Genomic DNA, 21,456 nt, shown 5'->3' with positions numbered 1-21,456 from the left:
TGAATTTTATTTAAATATAAACTTTAAGTAATTAATTTTTATTCAATTTCACTTTAAGATTCTCAATCATGTCCTTCGTCATTTCAGAAATTCCGAAATCGTAAGTGAGTCCCCAGTCTTTTTTCGCTACTGAATCATCAATAGAGGCTGGCCATGAATCTGCAATGGCCTGTCTGAAATCCGGCTGATAATCGATAGAAAAATCAGGGATTTCTTTCTTGATTTCTTCTGCCAGTTCTTTTGGCGTAAATGACATTCCCCCTAAATTATAAGAAGAACGAACAGTAAGACTTTCCTTCGGAACTTCCATTAATTTCAATGTTGCGTTGATCGCATCATCCATATACAGCATAGGCATTCCTGTATCTTCAGAAATGAAACTTGTATATTTTCCGTTTTCTATAGCTTCGTAAAAGATCTCAACAGCATAGTCTGTTGTACCGCCACCTGCCGGAGTTTTCCATGAAATAAGTCCCGGATATCTTATACTTCTTACATCTACTCCATATTTGTCGAAATAATACTCACACCACTTCTCTCCGGCCATTTTGGAGATCCCATAAACTGTTGTAGGATTCAAAACCACATCCTGCCCTACGTTTTGTTTTGGAATTCCTTTACCGAATACCGCAATTGAGCTTGGCCAGAAGATCTTTTTAAGCAGGCCTTCCTTTGCCATTTCACAAAATTGAAGCAGAGGTTCAAGATTCAGTTTCCACGCAAAAATTGGCTGCTTTTCTGAAGTTCCTGACAAAAGCGATGCTAAATGATACACTGTTGTAATCTCATAGTCTTTAATGACCTGTCTTACCAGCTGTGTATTGGTAACATCCATTCTTTCATAATGTCCGGCAGCAGTAATTCCCTGTTGCCATCTGTCCAGCCCTGATGCCACTACATTATCAGCCCCGTGCATTTCAACAAGCCTGTTCGTCAGTTCGGTGCCGATCTGTCCCAGCGCACCCGTAATTAAGATTCTTTCCGTATAGGATTCCATTTTACATATTTTTTAGAATTGTACAAAAGTAAAAAAATCATATCAACCAAAATAAAAAAGGTATGCATAAACACACCTTTTGCATAGTGAGCAAAAAGAAATTTCTAAAAGCTCAGATTAACCCTTGCAAAAAGAAATCTTCCATTCATCCCGAACTGTGATGTGTTTCTGGAGTAAATGAACTGATTCTGATTGGTAAGGTCTATGGGAGCGGCATTAACGTAAGTCAAATTACCGGAACTATCCAGAGCAGGCACTTTCACCGCAGTGGGCCCGTAATTTTTATCCGGATAAATATCAAATAAGTTATTAGCGCCAATGGTCAGCCTGAAACTGTTGCTGAATCTGTATCCTACGGATAAATCCGTAATTACCTTCCCACCCCAAACAGGATGTTCTGTAGCAACAGCCTGCCCGTTGATGATTTCTCCACTTACAATACCATCTCCATTAGCATCCATCGTATTGGGGTCCGTAACCTCTCCGAAATACACATTTCTCAAAAGCACATTAAATCTGCTGATTTCCAAGGCATTATTAAGAGAAGCTTTAAATCTTGGCACAGCTTCTTCAAGATAAATTCTGCTGGACTCCGAGTAATAACGGTTGACCTGTCCTGCTTTAATCAAAGCATCGGAACCATGAATATCTCCTACCCTGTTGGTTTTGGATACTGTCACTGCCAGATCAGAATTTAAAGAAAATTTCTCGGAAAACCTCCCTCTGTGAGAAATCACCCCTTCTACTCCTTTAGTCTGGGTATCAATAGCATTAGCGAAAAATGTAGCTGCATTGGCATTGGCTTTATCAAAAAGGGCCTGCAGATTTTTTTCCGGGCTTCCGTCAGCATAGGTTCCGGCCGGTCTTGAGAACTGATCGGTAAGAACCACTCTGTTTTTGATCTTAATATAATAACCATCAACAGTAAAAGTAAGGTTAGCCTGTGGAATTTTTGCCGTAAAACCGGCAGAATAACTCTTCGACTCTTCCTGTTTCAATTGTGGAATACCCAGAAGCTTTGCAGCTTCTGAATCATTTGAAAATGTCCCCACCTCAAATGCTGTACCTCCTACAAACTGAGTGGCCGTGGCATTGAAATAAATCTGCTGTAAAGATGGAGCTCTGAAGCCGGTTGAATGAGCCGCTCTTATATTAATCTGATCGGTCAGTTTATACCGTGTTGCTATTTTATAATTAAACGTAGATCCAAAATCTGAATAGTTTTCATACCGCAAAGCAGCACTTAACAGCCATTTGTCTGTAATATCCAGTTCTGTATCCACATAAGCCGCTACAGACTGCCTTCCTTTATTTAAAGCATTTTCAGGCCTGAAACCGGGAAATACCTGTGATCCGCCCGGTCTCGCACCAGTCGTGCTTGCAGGAATAATAGGCGGACCCGGTACCTCAGAAGTATAAACTCCGAAAAAATCTGTAGGTTTTAAAGAAGCAACAGTTGCTGGAGTCTGGATTTTTCCATTGATATCATAAAGCGCCCATGACGCCTCTTCTCCATCTTTTATTTTATACCGTTCAAATCTGGCTTCTCCTCCGAAGGCTACATTAAAACCTTTCAGCCAGTCAATCTTTGTATCGAAATCAGCATTGATCGTATTTTGCATAAAGCTCAATCCCCCGGCATCAAATTCTGTTTTACCAGGATAGGCCATAGATGCGTTGGCCGTGTTTTTAATGGTATAATCAAAAGTATTCTGACCAAAGGTGTTACTGATGTCATAATTGATATTTCCCAATTTCCCTTTAAATCCACCTGCAAAAGAAAGATCAATAACATCTGAGGCTATTTCAGGCAAAAAGCCATTAGGATATATTGAAGTGGAAGTTCTGTTTTGGTTGGGTCTTCTGAAAAAGCCTGCTGCATTACCATCTCTGTAAGAAATTCCCCCAAAAGCGTATCCTTTCACAGATGATGAAAGATCAAATTCAGAATTCATAAAAAACTGGCCGGATGTCAGTTTCGACTGCCCTACCCGCATATTAAAATCGTCTCTGGTTAATTTCCTGTAAGCGAGTTCATTTTCAGTTACATTAACCTTCAACAGGTTCTGCAATTGCGTAATAGTGTTCGCAGACTGAATATCAGCCTGCTGCTGTGCCGTAAAATAACCGACCTGCGGGGCATACTGATGAATATAATTTATGATCTGCTGGGTATTCGGAGTATTATTAATATTACCAAAAAGTGAAGAAATATTTACCCCGTTTTCCAGCGCTCTCTGTTCAATTGCATTATAGGCATTAAAAATATCTCCGCTTGCCGCCATAGCTCTTCTGGTATCATCTCTGCTCAATAAACTGGCCGTGAAATTGACAAATCCATTCGTCCCGATTTTAGTGCCGTAATTAAGATCGACCTGATATTTTCCACCGTCCCATCCTCCATGATGGTCATTAGATCCTTTTGAATTAAAAGCTCCCGCTGTGATGGCGGCTGTAAAAGCATTGGTGTTTTTCTTCATGATGACATTAATGACCCCTGCAATAGCATCAGACCCGTATTGTGCAGAAGCTCCGTCTCTCAGTACTTCCAGCCTCTCAATAGCAAATGCAGGAATAGCATTAAGATCGGTGCCTACAGAACCTCTTCCCGGCGAGCCGTTGATATTCACCAAAGAAGAGGTATGCCTCCTTTTTCCGTTGAGCAGAACCAATACCTGATCCGGACCCAGTCCTCTTAACTGGGCAGGATCCACGTGATCCGTTCCATCTGCTACCGTTGTAGAATTAGATGTAAAAGAAGGGGCTGCGTAATTCAAAATCTGATTAAGATCTGTCTGAGGACTTAAAACTGACTGAGAACCAATATTAATAACATCTACCGGAACGGGAGTGTCGGTAGCAACCCTTGCTTTATTTCGTGAACCAATGGTGATCTTTACTTCATCCACCTGGTTGGTTTTTATTGAATCCTTAGTTTGGGCGGTAACATTGGCTGAAATAAAAAACAGTACTCCAAGCAGAGCAATTTTTTGGTAATTTTTATTCATATGGTATTTTTTTAAGTGGTAATTCGTCTTATAAAAATACATTAAAAACAACAAAATAAAGATTACTTTAAAAAATAATTATAAAAATAACAATATTTAAATAAACATTATCAATACAATTGATTTTTTACATATAAAATATGCAATTTAACAAATAGTTTACTTATCTATTCGGATGATCTAGTGATAAACACCCATTAAAGAAGGGGCAGTTTCTTTAAAATTATCTACTTTTGTCTTAAAACATAATCTTATGAAGCGAATATTTCTTGCTGCCCTATTTATGGCATTTCATTTTTCATCTGCTCAGTTTACTGATTTCAACATTATAAAGGAGGTAAAAGTAAAGAATAAAGGTGTGGTGGTTTCTGCTCATCCCCTTGCCAGCGAAGCAGGAGCTGAAATAATGAAGATGGGTGGAAATGCTTACGATGCTGTTGTAGCCACACAGTATGCTCTTGCCGTAGTTTATCCTCAGGCAGGAAACATCGGTGGTGGCGGTTTTTTAGTCGGTGTTAAAAATAATGGTGAAAAATTTACCCTGGATTACAGGGAAACTGCTCCGAGAAAAGCGTCCAAGGATATGTACGTTGATAAAAACGGAAAGGCAGATACAGATCTTTCCCAATATGGACGACTGGCCGTAGGGGTACCGGGAAGTATATCCGGGTTTTTTGCGACTTTAAAATACTGCAAGCTTCCTATGAACAAAATCATTCAGCCTGCCATTGATCTTGCAGAAAAAGGATTTGCCATTACAGAAATGGAAGCCAATATGCTGAATACCCATAAAGAAAACTTTTTAAAACATAACAAATCCTCTATTGCTTTTGTAAAGGACATTCCCTGGAAAGCCGGCGACCTTTTGGTGCAGAAAGAACTGGCTGCAACATTGAGACTGATTCAGAAACTGGGAGCAAAAGGATTTTATGAAGGCAAAACTGCTGAGCTTATGGTTTCGGAAATGAAGAAAGGTAACGGAATCATCACTTTGGAGGATCTTAAAAACTATAAAACGGCAGAAAGAAAGCCTTTGGAATTCGATTATAAAGGAAATCGTGTGGTCACTATGCCTCTTCCGTCCAGTGGTGGCGTATTGCTTGCCCAGATGCTCACAATGGCCGGTTACGAAAATCTGGAAAAGTACCAGCAAAATTCAACGGAGGCTGTACAGATCATGACGGAAGCGGAAAGAAGAGCTTTTGCAGACAGGGCAGAATATATGGGTGATCCGGATTTTATTGAGGACAAAACCACGTATCTGACTTCCGATTCGTATTTAAAAAACAGATGGAAAAGTTTCAGTTTCAGTAAAGCAACACCAAGTTCAGAAGTCGGAAAAATTATCAGTCAGCCAAAAGAATCCACCCAGACTACCCATATTTCTGTAATAGATAAAGACGGAAACGCCGCTTCTGTAACGACCACACTTAACGGATATTACGGAAGCAAGGTTGTCGTTTCGGGCGCAGGCTTTTTCCTAAATAACGAAATGGACGATTTCTCTATCAAGCCGGGAGTTCCGAATATGTTTGGGGCCGTAGGCGGAGAGGCTAACTCCATACAGCCGAATAAAAGAATGCTTTCTTCCATGACTCCTACTATCCTGATTAAAAATGGAAAGCCATATATGGTGGTAGGAACACCTGGCGGAACAACAATTCCCACTTCAGTTTATCAGTCTATTGTTAATGTGGTAGATTTTAAACTGAATGCCAATCTCTCTGTGAATGCGCCGAAATTCCATCATCAGTGGCTTCCTGAAAAAATTACGGTAGAAAATAATTTCCCTGAAAGTACAATCACAGCGCTTAAAAGCAAAAACTATGTGATTGAGAAAATAAAATACATCGGAAAAACAGAACTTATCCTGATGGATGATAACGGAAACATTCATGCTGTAGCAGATGGCCGCGGGGATGATTCTGTTGCGGTGGAATAATATAATTTCGGACAGAAGATGGAGGAATGAAGACAGAAGTCACTGACAGAGCATCTATCCTCCATCTTGTTTCCGGCATTTCACAAAACCTCCAATCAGAAGGCTAAAACAAAATATAAAACTTCCAGGACTTCCATCTCTCAACGTCCTTACTTCTATCCTGTACTTTCATCATTAATTTAACTGACTTTCGTCATGTTTTAAGATAAAAATTCTTAATTTTCCGCGTTCAAAATCTAAAAAGAATCCTTTGAAAGCCAAAAAATTCTATCAGCAGCTTTATTTTCAGGTTATTATTGCCATAGCAGCCGGTATCCTTCTCGGGAGATTCTATCCTGAGCTGGGTGAAAAGATGAAGCCACTCGGTGATGGATTTATCAAACTGGTAAAAATGATCATTGCTCCGGTGATCTTCATTACCCTTACTCTGGGGATTGCTCATATGACTGACCTCAAAAAAGTAGGACGTATTGCGGTAAAGGCAATGATTTATTTCTTTACATTTTCCACCTTAGCCCTGATCATAGGACTGATTGTAGGAAATATTTTACAACCGGGACACGGTTTGAATATTGATCCCGCTACTCTATCAGGTGATGTTTCGCAATATCAGCAAAAAGCCCACGACACTACCCTGACCGGCTTCATCATGAATATCATTCCTGAAACACTTTTCAGTCCACTGGTAGGAGAAAATATACTTCAGGTTCTTCTGGTAGCCATTTTAATGGGTACTGCCCTGGTTCTGACTAAAGAAAAAAGCCAGAAAGTAACGGATTTCTTACAGGATCTCTCTACTCCTATTTTTAAAATTGTCAATATACTGATGAAGCTGGCCCCAATCGGAGCTTTTGGTGCAATGGCATTTACAATTGGGAAATATGGTCTTCATTCTGTCCTGAACCTTATATTTTTAGTAGGAACATTCTATATCACTTCTATTCTTTTTGTTGTCATTGTTTTGGGAGCGGTTGCATGGTATAACGGATTCAGTATTTTCAAGCTGATGTTTTACCTGAAAGAGGAACTTCTATTGGTTTTAGGAACCAGTTCTTCGGAATCAGCACTTCCGGGAATTATGGAAAAGCTGGAAAAGGCGGGCTGTTCAAGAGCGATCGTAGGACTTGTAGTCCCTACAGGCTATTCTTTTAACCTGGACGGAACCAATATTTATATGACACTGGCTTCTCTTTTTATAGCCCAGGCCCTGAATATTCACCTTCCACTGGAAAAACAGCTGATGCTGCTTTTGGTAGCAATGCTGAGTTCAAAAGGCGCTGCCGGTGTTACAGGAGCAGGTTTTGTAACATTGGCAGCAACACTGGCCGTGGTACCCGAAATTCCGATAGCAGGAATGACCCTTATTTTAGGAATCGATAAATTCATGAGCGAATGCAGGGCTTTAACGAATGTGATCGGAAACTCTGTAGCCACGGTAGTTGTAGCGAATTGGGAAAAGCAACTGGATAAAACCCAGCTGCAGTATTGCCTGGATCATCCGAATGAAATTGAGAAAAAATTAGAAGTTTAGAACTTTTGAAACGACAAAATACCTGATCACAAAAAATATTATTCAATGGAAATAACCCTTCAACCTATAGCAACAGTCAAAAACTCACGGACGGAACCAATAGATGATAACTGGGAAGCAATCACTGCCGAAATTGAACTGGCTGACCATATTCCAACAGAAGCTTTCGACAGTATTTCCAGCTTTTCACATCTTGAAATTATTTATTATTTTGACAAGGTAAAAAAGAAAGAGATTATTTTCTCAGGACATCCGAGAGGAAATCCAGATTATCCCATGACAGGTATTTTTAGCCAGCGTAAAAAAGACAGACCTAACACAATAGGACTTTCAACCGTTGAATTACTGGAACATAATGGAAGAACCATTAAAGTTAAGTTTCTCGATGCTATTGACGGAACACCGGTACTGGATATTAAACCCGTATTTAAGGAATTTCAGCCTAAAACCGGGATCAAACAGCCCGGATGGGTTGCCGATCTGATGAAAAATTACTGGAAATAATTCAGAAGCAGTTTATACCAAAATATTCAGGCTGGCTGGTAAAACTTTCACATGTATGGGTGATTTTATCTTATTAAATTCACCGTCAAGATGCCAGTTTTTGGTGGTTACTTTAAATGAAATTTCCGAAACGGGCAGATAAGTTACATATTCATCGTCTTTCAGCCTTTTGGTAAACATTCTGAAGGCAAAAAGAGCGGAATAGGTCAGCGGGAATTTTTTCACAAGGACCATATCTACCAATCCGTCACTTTTACTTGCCTTGGGTGCTATATAAGCATTGTTTCCGAACTGGCGTGTATTGGCTATATTCAGCATCAGGTATTTCCCGTTATACTGCTGATAGGCTTCATCAAAAAATTTAACCTTGATAGGCTTATAATTGAAAAATGTTTTCAGGGATACTTTGATATAGTTTTTGAATCCGCGGTTGGTTTTTTCGAATTCTTTCACCACTTTTCCGTCAAATCCGGTTCCTGAAACGTTGATAGACAGCCTGTCATTCACCGTAAAGGTATCAATCTTTCTGGATGCCCTGGTTTTAATTTTTTCTAACAGCTCATCGAGGTTTTTGCTGAATTTAGTCTCATTGGAAAAGCCGTTGCCTGATCCGGCCGGAAAAATCGCCAGAATTTTATCCGTATTGATAAGATTTCTGGCCACGGTGGAAATAGTTCCGTCCCCTCCTATGGCTACAAAAATATCAACATGGTCAAAATTGGCCCTTATAAAATCATCTGTCGCCGCAATAGATTCGGAGATATAATATAAAGGATTGTCAACCTTTTTTTTGAGTTCGTCAAGAAACGGCTGATAATTTTTTTTGGCCGAAAAGGGATTAATGATAAAAGCTACTTTTTCCATTACCGCAAAAATAGAAAATGCTTCCAGATCCGGAAGCATTAATTTACTTTATTTTCATTCTTTCTTTGAATTCTGCATTCAATGTTCCTTTCAGTTCTTCCCAGGACACCGGAATTACGATATCTCCGGCCGCAAAGGCAGTAATTTCATACGGACTGTAATGGAAATAGAGGTTTTTCTGATCGAAATAGAAATTATCTGTAGCAGGAATTACTTCTACCAGCAGCATGTCTGAATTCTTCACCTCTCCTTCACCATCTGTTGTTCCGCTGTTCACTTTATTGATATTCTTCATCAACAGGGCTTCAAGTTGAGCCTTCGGCATTGTAGTAATATCTTTAAGTTCCAGTTTTTTATTGCTTTTAAGGTCAAAAACCCTTTCGGAGAATCCATAATTATCATGGGCGCCACCTTCGTAGGAACTCCATACATATCCGATATGCATATAATCATTATCATTGGAAACCAGATTCATATGGGTATTTGTATACCAATTCTGTGCGTATGAAATATCTGAAAGCCAGTCTTTACTGTCGCTTTTTACAGAATTAAAATATTTAATTTTCTCACTATCCAGAAAAGCCTGCAGCCCTTTTTTAGTGAAATCTTTAATCCCTTTATTTTGAAAATAGATACTGTCCAGCAGCTGTTTGTCTTTCAGCGTTGGAAAAACAAGCAGTTTGGAAGTGAAGCCTATGGTTAATGAATCTGCAATCTTTGAAGAATCGCTTACCTTCACGGAGTCCACTGTGAATTTTTCCGGCTGTGAAGTTTCTGTTTTATCAGGTGATGTTGTATTTTCTCCTTTTTTACATGCTGAAAAAGCGAGAAAGGAAGAAACTGCCAGAACAGCAATGATGTTTTTCATAATTATATCTTTCAGGTATGTATGCAAAAACCATTCAAAAATGAATGGTTTTGCAAAATTATTTTTTATTTGATCTGATCACCGTCTGATCAAATTCTCTTCTACGATTTTTTGATCAGGCTTATTACCTGGTTTTCACTTTTTGATGCGGTTCCCCATATCTGTTTGAAGGCAGGATAATATTCTTTAGGGTAATCCGGACTTGCAATTTTTGTAGTAGAGATTATTTCAAGCTTATTCCCCTTTTGCTCAGCAATATAGCTGTATTCAACCTCTTTATCTTCTGTAACGATCTTTTTACTTTTAGGCATGGCTTCTATGACGTAGCCTTCCGGTATTTCCAGGATTACTTTTTTCACTTTAGTAATGGAAGAGATAAAATCGATCGGATATTTTCTTTCCTCGGTCTGGTCAAATTCATTGGAATTTTTACTTAAAAAAAGCATAGGATTGATGATCATTTTCTTCCCTATCTTATCGATCAGGTTATCTGAGGAGAATTTCATTGTGCTTTCAAAATCCCCGTTTTCAAGAGTTTTGGTTTCAATTCCCGTAAAATCGATTGAGAAGTTTTCTTTGTACTGCTTTTTATATTTTTCAGCATTCTCGTCATAGCTTTCCTTGGCAAACATGGCATATGAACCGGTATCCCTGTCGGAATATGTTCCGGAAATACTGCCGTCTTCATTAATTTTTGCTTCTGTAGTAAGATAGTTGAAACTTGTGGTAGTATTTCCCATCTGCATCAGCAATGCTTTATCTTTAGCCATAAGCACACCATACTGATTCCAGTCTCTTGGAGGAAGATTATTCATTGACGACTGTTTTGAAGTGGCGTCATAGAGGTTAAGCCCGTCTTTTATCTTCACCGTTGCAATAACAAAATTCATCCCAACTATGCTGGGAGATGTCAGGTTGATCAAGCCGTTGTCTACAGTGGAAATAACAAGAGGGTCTGCTTTCAGTCCTGCTTCTCTAAGCATCATGACAAGCAGGAGGTTTATTTCTGCAGCATTTCCGGTTTTGGTTTCTATCAGTTTCTTTATTCCGTCTTCTGTATAAATTCCTCTGTCTTTGTTCCAGGTGAATGTATTTTTTACATAATTAAAAATAGCATCGGCTTTTTCAGCATCGGAACTGAGGCCAGAAATAATTGAGGATACATTTTCTTTAACGAGTTTTGTCTTTTTCAGCTCCTCGCCAAAATCTTCGTCTTTATACAGCTTTTCTTTGATTTCCTCCCAGGAAGAGGAATACATTTTCAGTTCTCTAAAATTAGTGGAATGAAGCTCTGCGCTTACCTTTGTGCGGTAATTTCTGTCATTTTTGACAAATTTTTCCGTTTTGAATCCTTTCAGATTTTCATACCCGAATCTATAGGTTTTAAACGGCATCCCGTACATTGTCTTTTCTTCCACCATTCTGTACTTTGGAGTTAGTGAGCCTGTATAATTCACATTATAAGCCACATGCGAAGGGCTGTCCAGAATATATTCCGTATATAGCGAAGGTGTATCAGATTCGATCACGATCTGCGGAACTGAATATAAAAACGGAGATAAAACTTCATACTGGTATTCTATAACCGATCCGTTCTTTACATTGGGAAAAGCAAATTTGGTAATGGTTGTATATTTACTTTCCTTGCTTTTGTATTTTGAACTCTTGTCTACTTTTGTAGCGGCAGCAGCTCCGTTTTCGAGATTATATACGAAAGCTTTCATTTTATTTAGCAACTCTTCATTGCCGCCAGCGCTTTTGTGTAGCGGGATCTCAAGATTCAGCCAGTCTTCTGCCTTATCTTTATCATAGATCTTCACTCTGTAAAACACTTTTTTCCTAAGATTCCCCGTAGAGGTATCAATATCAAAGTGTACTGATTTATATAAAATCTCCGCCGGCGCATTTTCATCCAGTGTTGATTTCGTTTTGGAAAGATCAGCATTATCAAACTTCGGAGGATCAAGAAACTCATGCTTCTGACTGTTTATATGGATCAAAGTTCCGAAGCAGAACGCTGTTAATATTATTTTTTTCATGGTTAAATTTTAGTCAGTAAAATTTTGGAATTATCGATATTCAGAGTCTTTTTTCGGAAACTTACATAATCGTTATACTTTTCTTTCGGAAATATCCCTTTGTTAATTTTAATGAACCGGGTCACTTTCAACGATTCGCCGTTTTTTACAATATTCAGTTTATAGGTTCCGAATTCAGAATTGATGGTCATATTTTCCGGAACTTCATCAATTTTATAATTTTTTGGAATGATAAAATCGATTTCATATTCATCCTGGAAAGACTGCCCTATCTCAAACGGAAGCTCTCTGTTCTCTTCTGATTTATAATAATTATTGGTAAAAATAGGCACTGCTCTGAAAATCAGATTTGTACCTGTATTTTTGGAATAATTATTGGCTTTAAAATCCACATTGAATTTTATCACTGCATTGTCTTTATCATTCACAAAGTCTTTCATTTCAACTTTTTCAAAATTCAGAACATTAAATCTCGATTTCATCGCATCAATTCTTTCCTTTGGTGATAAATAAGCATAAGGCAGATTATTGTCGTATTGACTTCCGGTATAAGCAAACTGGATTTCTCCGTTGATGCTGTTGTCTTCCGTAATATTAATTTTTAGGAGCTGCTTTTCTCTGTTCTGTTCGGCCGTATAGGCAGGTGTATTGATAAGTTCGATTCCTTTTTTGGTTACAGCAAGAACATTTCTGTCAGTAGTACTGTAGCCCAAATGGTTAAAAGCAATCTGCTGGGAAGTATTTTCCAGCCAGATATTTCCTTTTTCCGTAGGAACCATCAAAATCGCATGATTTCCACCCATGGACGGAAAATCCGGATCGAAAGATACCTGGGATGAGCTGGAATTGATCACGCAGTAATGAGAAGGAATACCAGCTTCATTTAATAAGGTTTTCATATAATTGGTAAGCCCTTTACAGTCTCCGTACCCTTTCTTCTGAACTTCATCCGGAAGCATTGGCAGCCATCCTCCTATTCCCAACCCAACAAATATATATCTGGTTTTCGACTGCATATGCTGATAAATCTTTTTCACTTTTTCCTCCGTTGTGCCTTCCAGTTTCAAAGCAGCCACTTCAGCTTTGATGGCCGGAGTAGATGAAGAAACAGGTTCTACCAGATTAGTATAATACCAGGTCCCAAAATCTGTCCAGCTGCTCAATGTTCCCTGCTTACCTTCCAGGTTGAATCTGGCGAGAGCAAAACTTACTTTAGGCAAGATCTTTTCAGGCTGAGGCAACATAAGGGCATCATCTATTGCCGGAACATTTTTATAGGAATAGGTCTTTTCATTACCGTTATCAGCTACGGACACGGAAGCATAGTTATATTTTGACGGATAGGTTTTCGTTTTAAGGTCAATCCCGGATTTATTGATGACTTTGAACTCTGCTTCTTCCAAAGCTGTGTTGGGAGAAGAAAACGGTATAAAATCGGGAATGAAAATGGTATTTTCATTCGTAATCTGGTATGAAAAATCAATTGTATACGGATAATAAGCAGAAGTATAGGGCAAAGCTAAAACCCTGCTGTCGGAATAAAACACACCTTGTGTATTATTGGCAAAGTCACCAAAATCAGATTTTGAAAAGCTCTTTATTTTCTTTCCGGATTCATCATACACGGTAACTTTCACATCAGAAATATTGTCCCCTTTTTGATAGGGAATATAAACCTGCGCTTTGGAGTCTCCATCTTTATTTAAAACTGTGATTACAGTATTATGCTGATATTTTATTTCGTCGATTTTATTGATCTGAGCTGTTGTAAAATCCTTCCTGACCACAACATTGGCATTTTTCTTCAGGTTTTCAGGAATAGCAGAAACAGGATAAGTCTGTGCAAAATATAAAGTGGCTGTAGATAAGGCCCCAATAATTATAATTTTCATCATGGTTATTAAAGTTGCGGCAAAAATAATAAAATCTTAATAAATGTTAAATTTTTATTTTGATATAAATAACAATACTATTAGAAAATACTTCATTATCAGAGTCTTTCTATATTATAATTTTAATAGTTTATATCTCTAAATAAGGATATTCTTATGTTTTTTCTATGAAATTATTTTTTACAGCATTATATTTGAAATTTTTATATTTAAATAAAGGAATAAAAAAAGACTCCATTTCTGAAGTCTTTCCATATCTTTTTAATTGATTATTGGTCATTTGGAATTCTGTTGCTGTCATATTTATCGCTACTGAAAGCAAGAACCGGTACGAAAATAAACCCAAAGAAAAACAAAAGAATCGTATAAAGGGGTGTTTCCTTTCCAAACGCTTTTGCCAGTCTGTCATTAACCACCCATGACGCATAGAGATTAACAAAAGGAATAAAGAACAGGATGATCCACCATATGGGTTTCTTGACAATATCCAGCAATACAATCATATTATAGACCGGTACAAAAGCTGCCCACGCATCTTCTCTGCCTGCCTTCTGAAATATTTTATACAGACAGTATCCATAAAATATATAAATAAGCAATCCGAAGATCATAGTACCCAGTCCCAGTCCTGCAGCCACTGCACCCGACATTGCATCGGACCCATCATAAGGGTCTGTTTGTAAAAGAGTTAACATAGTATTAATTTTTATTGGTTTTCACCAAATATAAAAAAAGCTTCTAATACATAGAAGCTTTTTATAATATATTTTTAATAACAATTATGCGTCAATCTTGGCATATTTTGCATTTTTCTCGATAAATTCTCTTCTTGGTGGCACCTCATCTCCCATCAACATGGAGAATATACTGTCAGCCTCTACTGCATTATCAATCGTTACCTGCTTTAAAATTCTGTGCTCCGGGTTAAGGGTTGTTTCCCACAGCTGCTCAGGATTCATTTCCCCAAGACCTTTATAACGCTGAACTTCTACACCTTTTCCGTCCGGAGCCATTTCCAAAGTAAATTCTTCACGCTCTTTCTCGTTATAAGCATATACTTTTTTGTTTCCTTTCTTTAATAAATATAAAGGTGGCTGAGCGATATAAATGTATCCGTTCTCAATAAGTTCCTTCATAAACCTGAAGAAGAAAGTAAGAATCAGGGTAGAAATGTGAGACCCGTCAATATCGGCATCGGTCATAATCACTACTTTATGGTATCTCAGTTTAGCCATGTTTAGAGCTTTACTGTCTTCCTCTGTTCCTACAGAAACCCCAAGAGCGGTGTAAATATTTTTAATTTCTTCGTTGTCATATACTTTGTGAAGCATAGACTTTTCAACGTTCAGGATCTTACCTCTCAAAGGTAAAATAGCCTGGAAATGTCTGTCTCTACCCTGTTTTGCAGTTCCACCCGCGGAATCTCCCTCTACTAAGAATAGTTCAGATTCTGCCGGATCCTTAGATGAACAGTCGGATAATTTCCCCGGAAGTCCTGAACCTCCCATCGGAGATTTTCTCTGAACCATTTCACGGGCTTTTTTAGCAGCCTGTCTGGCTTTTGCTGCTAAGACTACTTTCTGAACGATAATTTTCGCTTCATTAGGGTTTTCTTCTAAGAAATTAGTAAGCATCTCCCCTACTATTTTATCTACAGCACCCGAAACTTCAGAGTTTCCTAATTTTGTTTTGGTTTGCCCTTCAAACTGAGGTTCCATTACTTTTACAGAAATTACAGCCGTCAATCCTTCACGGAAATCATCTCCTGTAATCTCTACTTTTTCTTTAGCAGGAATTCCCAGGTCATCGGCATATTTCTTCAACGTTCTTGTTAAAGCACGTCTGAAACCTGCAAGGTGAGTTCCTCCTTCATGGGTATTGATGTTATTAACATAAGAGTGAAGGTTTTCGCTGAATGACGTATTATAACGCATCGCAACCTCTACAGGAATATCATCTCTTTCTGCTTCCATGAAGATTACATTCTCCATGATAGATTCCCTGTTGCCATCAATAAATTCAACAAACTCCTTTAAACCTCCTTCTGAGTGGAAAACTTCCATCGGGAAAGATCCGTCTTCGTTCTCTACCCTTTCATCAACAAGAGTTATTGTAATTCCTTTGTTAAGGAAAGCCAGTTCCCGTAATCTTGTAGCCAGGGTGTCATAGTTGTATACAAGTTCCTGGAAGATGGTACCATCCGGCTGGAAGAAGACTTCTGTTCCTCTTTCCGTTGTTGTTCCGATTACGTCGACTTCAGTAAGGGCTTTACCTTCTGAATATTTTTGCTGGTATAATTTCCCATCAAGGCTTACGGTAGCCACTAATAAGGTTGACAATGCGTTCACACAAGAAACCCCGACTCCATGCAGACCTCCGGATACCTTGTAAGAATCTTTATCAAATTTTCCTCCTGCTCCGATTTTGGTCATTACAACCTCAAGGGCAGATTTCTGCTCTTTTTCATGAAAATCTACAGGAATACCTCTACCATTATCTTTTACAGAGATTGCTTCTCCTTTATGAATTCTTACTAAAATAGTATCACAATGCCCTGCCAAAGCCTCATCAATAGAGTTATCTACTACTTCATAAACCAAATGATGAAGACCTCTTACTCCTACATCTCCAATGTACATTGATGGTCTTAATCGTACGTGTTCCATACCTTCTAAGGCCTGGATACTGCTAGCTGTATATTGTTTTTGACTCATATAAAATTAATAAATTTTGCGTAATGCAAAGACCTACAAATATCGTGATTTTTTTCGACTTATGAAAGTTAAAATATGTCAAAAAAAGACAGAGTTTTAGTAAAAAAAGAAAATCATTTCATCAAAAAAAAAGAATAAAGTTATTATCTATTTCCCAAACGTCAACTGTATTAAATCATATTATACATCCGTAATTTATCCTTAAATTTATTTACTCAAAAGTTGATCGTATGGATGATTTTATTGCAGCCCGCGCGCAGATGGCCCTTTCGTTGGGTTTTCATATCATTTTCGCCTGTGTGGGAATGGTAATGCCTTTTTTAATGGCCTTTGCCCACTGGAAATACCTTAAGACCAATAATGAAGTATATAAAGGCCTTACAAAAGCCTGGAGTAAAGGAGTTGCCATTCTTTTTGCCACCGGTGCCGTTTCGGGAACCATGCTTTCTTTTGAGCTTGGCCTTTTGTGGCCGGGATTCATGAAACATGCCGGACCGATCTTCGGAATGCCGTTTTCTCTGGAGGGAACCGCATTTTTTATTGAGGCTATCGCTATAGGATTCTTCCTTTATGGATGGGAAAAATTCAATAAATGGTTTCATTGGTTCTGCGGATTTCTGGTAGGATTGAGCGGACTGGCTTCCGGAATTCTGGTGGTTGCTGCTAATGCCTGGATGAATTCGCCAACGGGTTTTGATTATATCAATGGACAGTATACCAATATAGATCCTATAAAAGCTATGTTCAATGATGCCTGGTTTCCGCAGGCTCTTCATATGACGGTTGCCGCTTTCTGTGCTACAGGATTTGCCGTAGCAGGCGTTCATGCTTTTTTAATTATGAAGAAAAAGAATGTGGAATTCCATACAAAGGCATTCAGGATAGCTGCTGGGTTTGCATTGATAGGAGCATTCGGAGCGCCTTTAAGTGGTGATGTAGCCGCTAAATCTGTTGCGGAAAGACAGCCTATTAAACTTGCTGCAATGGAAGCTCACTTTGAAACTGAAAAAGGAGCACCTTTCGTTATTGGCGGAATTCCTGATGAAGAAAAGGGAGAGGTGAAATATGCAGTAAAAATTCCAAAAGTTTTAAGCTTCCTGGTGAGCAATGATTTCAACCATGAAGTAAAAGGGTTAAATGATTTTCCACGTGATGAATGGCCTCCGGTAGCTGTTGTGCATTACGCTTTTCAGATTATGATCTTTTTCGGGGTGGTGATGATCATCATCGGAAGTATTTATCTGTACGCTTTCTTCTTTAAAAAGGAATGGCTGACCAGGAACTGGCTTTTAAAAACATTTTTAATCGCAACACCGTTCGGATATATCGCCCTGGAAGCCGGGTGGACGGTGACTGAGGTGGGAAGACAGCCATGGATCATCTACGGAATTATGAAAACAGCAGATGCCGTAACGCCCATGCCGGGAATACAGTATTCATTCTACTTCTTTACAGCCATTTTTGTATCACTGTCCCTGATTATCATCTTCCTTTTGAGAAGACAGATCCAGATGGTTCCCAAACTTTATGACCCTACAGACGCTCAGTTTAACGATAAAAACAAAAAATCATGATCTACGTTGTTATAGGATTTCTGTGGCTTTCCATCTGCCTTTATATTATTTTAGGCGGTGCTGATTTCGGAGCCGGAATTGTCGAGCTTTTTACCCATAAAAAAGCCCGTCATAAAACAGAAGAGATTATGTATCAGTCCATTGCTCCTGTATGGGAAGCCAACCATATGTGGCTGATCATTGCGATCGTAATCCTTTTTGTAGGATTTCCTGAGATTTACACGACGATGTCAACCTATCTTCATATCCCGCTGGTATTGATGCTTTTGGGAATTATTGCAAGAGGAACAGCCTTTACGTTCAGACATTATGATGCTGTGAAAGATAACTGGCAGGTTTTATATACCCAGATCTTCTATTATGCAAGCCTGTTGACCCCTTTCTTCTTAGGACTGATTGCAGCGGCTACCGTTTCACATTCTATCAACCCTGATGCGGTCGGATTTTTAGATTTATATATTTTCAGCTGGCTGAACTGGTTCGGAGTTTCTGTAGGATTGTTTACCGTAGCGCTTTGTGCTTATCTGGCCTCTATATTTTCATTAAGAGAAACCCGTGATAAGGCTGACCTTATCCTGATGATCAAAAAATCCAGACAGACTATGGTTTTTGTGGTGATCACAGGGATGCTGGTGTTTTTAACAGCTTATATTTCTGATATTCCTCTGGTAATGTGGGTATTTTCAAAACCATTAGGCATCATGGCAATTTCTTTTGCTACAGTGGCTTTAGGAATGATCCTCCGTGCACTGCATCTGCGGAAGCTGCTTCCTGTACGTGCACTGGCAGGTTTCCAGATGGTGATGATTCTGGTTGCAGCTACTTATCAGCATAATCCCGAAATCATATTGCTCGGAAACGGACAGCATCTTTCATTACTTGAGCACATGGCTCCTCCAAAAACTATTAATGCTCTAGGTTGGGCTCTGATGCTCGGGTCTTTGTTTATCCTGCCGTTTTTATTTTACCTCATGGCTTCATTCAGCAGACAGAGAAAATAAATATGGTACAGTATAAAGACAAAACTGAACTTATTGAAGCAATAAAACAGAATTATCTGCTTTATGATAAAGAGTTTAATGATATCTCTGAAAACAAAAAGAACCTGCTAAAGCCGGGGATTGATAAAAGTCCTTCACAAAATATATCTTATCAGTTAGGTTGGACCCATCTTCTGCTGCAATGGGAATCTGATGAAAAGAAGGGAATAGAAGTACAGACCCCGGCTCCGGAGTATAAGTGGAATAATTTAGGCGGACTTTATGAATCCTTTTATAACAAATATGGAACTTACAGCCTTCATCAGCAAAGAGAAATGCTGAAGAATCAGATGAATGAGATTGTAGAATGGATTGAAAGCCTTGGTTACGAAACATTATTTGTTCCCGAACAGAGAAAGTGGGCTACCACGCCTGCGAAATGGCCTGTCTGGAAATGGATACACATCAATACCGTAGCACCATTTAAGAATTTCAGGGCACAGCTGAGGAAATGGAAAAAAGAAACCGGCACAGAATGATTCTGTACCGGTTTTTTATTTGTTTTAAGGGACGCTTATGCGAGTTTTATTAAAAAATGAATCCCACATATTTACCTGATATATAAAAGATTAACTCATTAATGGTTCTAAATAAATTGTTTTTAATTTATAATCTAAATAATTATTATTATCAAATTCAAAGTTATTTTCATTAGCCATTTTTACTCTTTTATTTACTTTCAATTGACAAAGTCTTATTTTTCTAATTGTAATTTTATCTTCCTTAATTACTTTCCCTAATCTCTTGCAGCTCTTAATTAAAAATTTAACAAACTCTTCTGATGAATTAAGCTGTTTCATGGCAGATTCAGGTCCTAATTTCAATTCTATTACAAAAATATATAAATGATTCCTTTGTTCACAAAACAATATAAAATCACACATTTTTTTTAGACCTGAAATATCTTTAAAAAAGGGAAAATCATCATTTTCAAATCTATATAATTTATAGTCAATATCCCTTGATTTACGAACTATTTTAAACTTCATCTCAAACATATTACCTTTAGTATCCTTATCCTTTTCAATCAAAAAATTTTGATCTTGAAATAGTTTCTTTTCGTGTAATATTTCAGAAATTAAATTAAGATTACTCATCAGCAGAATATTTTAGCGCATAGTATAACTCTTCTGCAATTAAATTTTGTTTTTCTATAGCTTCATTAACTGAAGGAATTTCGAAACCACTAGCTAAAACATTTAGCTTTTCAATTATGACTTGTTTATTAGATGTTTTTTTCTTAGGATAATTAAAAAAATATACATCAACCATATCTTTATCAATAAATTCATCTTCCTTATATCCATAAACTCTTTGAAAATCATTTAACTTAGTCTTTGAATTTGAAAGCATAATCAAATTGTTAATCTCTCTAACTACATAATCACTGTGAGTACTAATTAATAATCTAAATCCTTTATTTATAAGCCTCGCTAATAGTCTCGTCAAAATTATTTGATTATCTGGATGCAAATTTATCTCGGGTTCATCAATAATTATTAAATCATTTTTCCTAGCTATATGCTTAAGATAAATTACCAAACTTGCCAATGACTTTATTACTGAAGCTGTCATATGAATTGGTAGATATCTTTTAGGAGCCTTATCTGGTCTAAATTGAATATCTCCTTCATTAGTTATTTGCACTTTTCCATGTAATAACTCATTTTCAATTTCAGAAGCAAAATCAAAATATTCACTAGTAGTTTTTTTATATTCAGATAAATCATCTGCTATAAGCAACCCATCTTTTATTGGAAGGGGGTAACGGGTTGTTTTCTTAAAGAGTAGTTCAAAACGATCAACTTTATTTTTACCAGTCATGGCGTGAAAGTGATCTACAGCTTCTTGCTTACTTAAAGAAAGCTCTTTATTAAAAGTATAAATAGAGTTACGTTCCACTGGCAATATGTAGCTATTACTAATAGGATAAACTGCTAAAAGAAAAAACAATGAACTAGGAATTAACAGACTTAAAGGACTCATTTCATCATTTGAAAATGTATTATCATCAATGTCTAACGTCAAAAAACCATCCCCTTCTTTTTTTAAGACTTTTATTTTAGTTTTTCTTACATCAAGATTTACTTCAAATTCCGAATTTAATATCCTTGAGCGGTATTCGTCATCACTTTCTTCAAAAAATAGCTCTGTTTTACTAAAATATTCTTTAGCTAAATTATCTCCAATACCAAATAAAGAATCAAAATCATCCTTAAATTCTTTTAATAAGTTTTGTCTATATTTATTTAATTTTACAAAATCAATTTCATAATTAAAAACATGATCATCAATCAAATGCCTCATTAAAACTTCATCTGAACCTACTATAAATTGTTTCTTAAATAAACCATAAATAGCATAAGCCATATAAGTTTTTCCTGTTCCGTTCGGCCCACAAAAAACATTAAGACTCTTAGATAAATCTATTACCCCTTCCTTTATTGCCCCAAGTTCTTTTACTTTTAATTTCATGTGAATTG

The 21,456-nt window shown here is 37.6% G+C and carries 16 protein-coding genes; 6 read left to right on the top strand and 10 right to left on the bottom strand.

The genetic code is table 11. The features are described from left to right. Positions 1–31: 31 nt before the first annotated feature. A complete protein-coding gene (locus AC4IFE_RS16155) occupies positions 32–997 on the bottom strand; it encodes an NAD-dependent epimerase/dehydratase family protein (RefSeq protein WP_490758171.1) in 966 nt (321 codons plus the stop codon). 104 nt (positions 998–1,101) lie between these two features. After that, complete coding sequence (locus AC4IFE_RS16150) at positions 1,102–4,005, bottom strand: TonB-dependent receptor plug domain-containing protein (protein ID WP_490758170.1); 2,904 nt, start codon at positions 4,003–4,005, stop codon at positions 1,102–1,104. 253 nt (positions 4,006–4,258) lie between these two features. On the opposite strand from AC4IFE_RS16150, the gene ggt reads away from it, so the two are divergent. From ggt to tsaA, 3 genes are all read left to right on the top strand, one after another. After that, positions 4,259–5,947 carry a gamma-glutamyltransferase gene (gene ggt / locus AC4IFE_RS16145; RefSeq protein ID WP_490758169.1) on the top strand — a complete coding sequence of 563 codons (1,689 nt, stop codon included), beginning with the start codon at positions 4,259–4,261 and terminating at the stop codon, positions 5,945–5,947. 250 nt (positions 5,948–6,197) lie between these two features. Next, entirely contained in the window at positions 6,198–7,478 is a 1,281-nt protein-coding gene (locus AC4IFE_RS16140) for a dicarboxylate/amino acid:cation symporter (protein ID WP_490758168.1), read from the top strand. A 45-nt stretch (positions 7,479–7,523) separates the two neighbouring features. Next, positions 7,524–7,982: a tRNA (N6-threonylcarbamoyladenosine(37)-N6)-methyltransferase TrmO gene (tsaA, locus tag AC4IFE_RS16135; RefSeq protein ID WP_490758167.1), complete on the top strand. Its 459-nt coding sequence runs from the start codon at positions 7,524–7,526 to the stop codon at positions 7,980–7,982. Between the two features lie 12 nt (positions 7,983–7,994). Here the strand turns inward: tsaA and AC4IFE_RS16130 are convergent, their stop codons facing one another. The 6 genes from AC4IFE_RS16130 to gyrB form a co-directional block, all read right to left on the bottom strand. Further along, positions 7,995–8,846 carry a diacylglycerol/lipid kinase family protein gene (locus AC4IFE_RS16130; RefSeq protein ID WP_490758243.1) on the bottom strand — a complete coding sequence of 284 codons (852 nt, stop codon included), beginning with the start codon at positions 8,844–8,846 and terminating at the stop codon, positions 7,995–7,997. 43 nt (positions 8,847–8,889) lie between these two features. Next, on the bottom strand, positions 8,890–9,714 hold the full coding sequence (locus AC4IFE_RS16125) for an RsiV family protein (RefSeq protein ID WP_490758166.1): 825 nt from the start codon (positions 9,712–9,714) through the stop codon (positions 8,890–8,892). Between the two features lie 101 nt (positions 9,715–9,815). Then, positions 9,816–11,753, bottom strand: a complete 1,938-nt coding sequence (locus AC4IFE_RS16120) for a transglutaminase-like domain-containing protein (RefSeq protein WP_490758165.1) — start codon at positions 11,751–11,753, stop codon at positions 9,816–9,818. A gap of 2 nt (positions 11,754–11,755) precedes the next feature. Continuing rightward, positions 11,756–13,648: a DUF3858 domain-containing protein gene (locus AC4IFE_RS16115; protein WP_490758164.1), complete on the bottom strand. Its 1,893-nt coding sequence runs from the start codon at positions 13,646–13,648 to the stop codon at positions 11,756–11,758. Positions 13,649–13,914: 266 nt separating this feature from the next. Then, the gene (locus tag AC4IFE_RS16110) at positions 13,915–14,340 is read right to left on the bottom strand and encodes a DUF5684 domain-containing protein (RefSeq protein ID WP_490758163.1); all 426 of its coding nucleotides are present in this window, start codon (positions 14,338–14,340) and stop codon (positions 13,915–13,917) included. 84 nt (positions 14,341–14,424) lie between these two features. After that, complete coding sequence (gene gyrB, locus AC4IFE_RS16105; protein WP_490758162.1) at positions 14,425–16,359, bottom strand: DNA topoisomerase (ATP-hydrolyzing) subunit B; 1,935 nt, start codon at positions 16,357–16,359, stop codon at positions 14,425–14,427. A gap of 230 nt (positions 16,360–16,589) precedes the next feature. Here gyrB and AC4IFE_RS16100 point away from each other — a divergent pair, with 230 nt between their 5' ends. Genes AC4IFE_RS16100 through AC4IFE_RS16090 form a run of 3 tightly spaced genes read left to right on the top strand, consistent with a single transcriptional unit; the run spans position 16,590 to position 19,452 of the window. Further along, positions 16,590–17,933 carry a cytochrome ubiquinol oxidase subunit I gene (locus AC4IFE_RS16100; RefSeq protein WP_490758161.1) on the top strand — a complete coding sequence of 448 codons (1,344 nt, stop codon included), beginning with the start codon at positions 16,590–16,592 and terminating at the stop codon, positions 17,931–17,933. Continuing rightward, the gene (locus tag AC4IFE_RS16095) at positions 17,930–18,934 is read left to right on the top strand and encodes a cytochrome d ubiquinol oxidase subunit II (RefSeq protein WP_490758160.1); all 1,005 of its coding nucleotides are present in this window, start codon (positions 17,930–17,932) and stop codon (positions 18,932–18,934) included. Before AC4IFE_RS16100 ends, AC4IFE_RS16095 begins: the two co-directional genes overlap by 4 nt. 2 nt (positions 18,935–18,936) lie before the next feature. Continuing rightward, on the top strand, positions 18,937–19,452 hold the full coding sequence (locus AC4IFE_RS16090) for a ClbS/DfsB family four-helix bundle protein (protein WP_490758159.1): 516 nt from the start codon (positions 18,937–18,939) through the stop codon (positions 19,450–19,452). Between the two features lie 90 nt (positions 19,453–19,542). Here AC4IFE_RS16090 and AC4IFE_RS16085 read toward each other — a convergent pair whose 3' ends face one another. Next, complete coding sequence (locus AC4IFE_RS16085) at positions 19,543–20,070, bottom strand: hypothetical protein (RefSeq protein ID WP_490758158.1); 528 nt, start codon at positions 20,068–20,070, stop codon at positions 19,543–19,545. Beyond that, on the bottom strand, positions 20,063–21,448 hold the full coding sequence (locus tag AC4IFE_RS16080; RefSeq protein ID WP_490758157.1) for an AAA family ATPase: 1,386 nt from the start codon (positions 21,446–21,448) through the stop codon (positions 20,063–20,065). Before AC4IFE_RS16080 ends, AC4IFE_RS16085 begins: the two co-directional genes overlap by 8 nt. Positions 21,449–21,456 lie beyond the last annotated feature (8 nt).

The organism is Chryseobacterium sp. UF-81 (genome assembly GCF_058245105.1).
The sequence above is the reverse complement of the archived record's forward strand: the minus strand, read 5'-3'. Positions and strand labels throughout refer to the sequence as shown.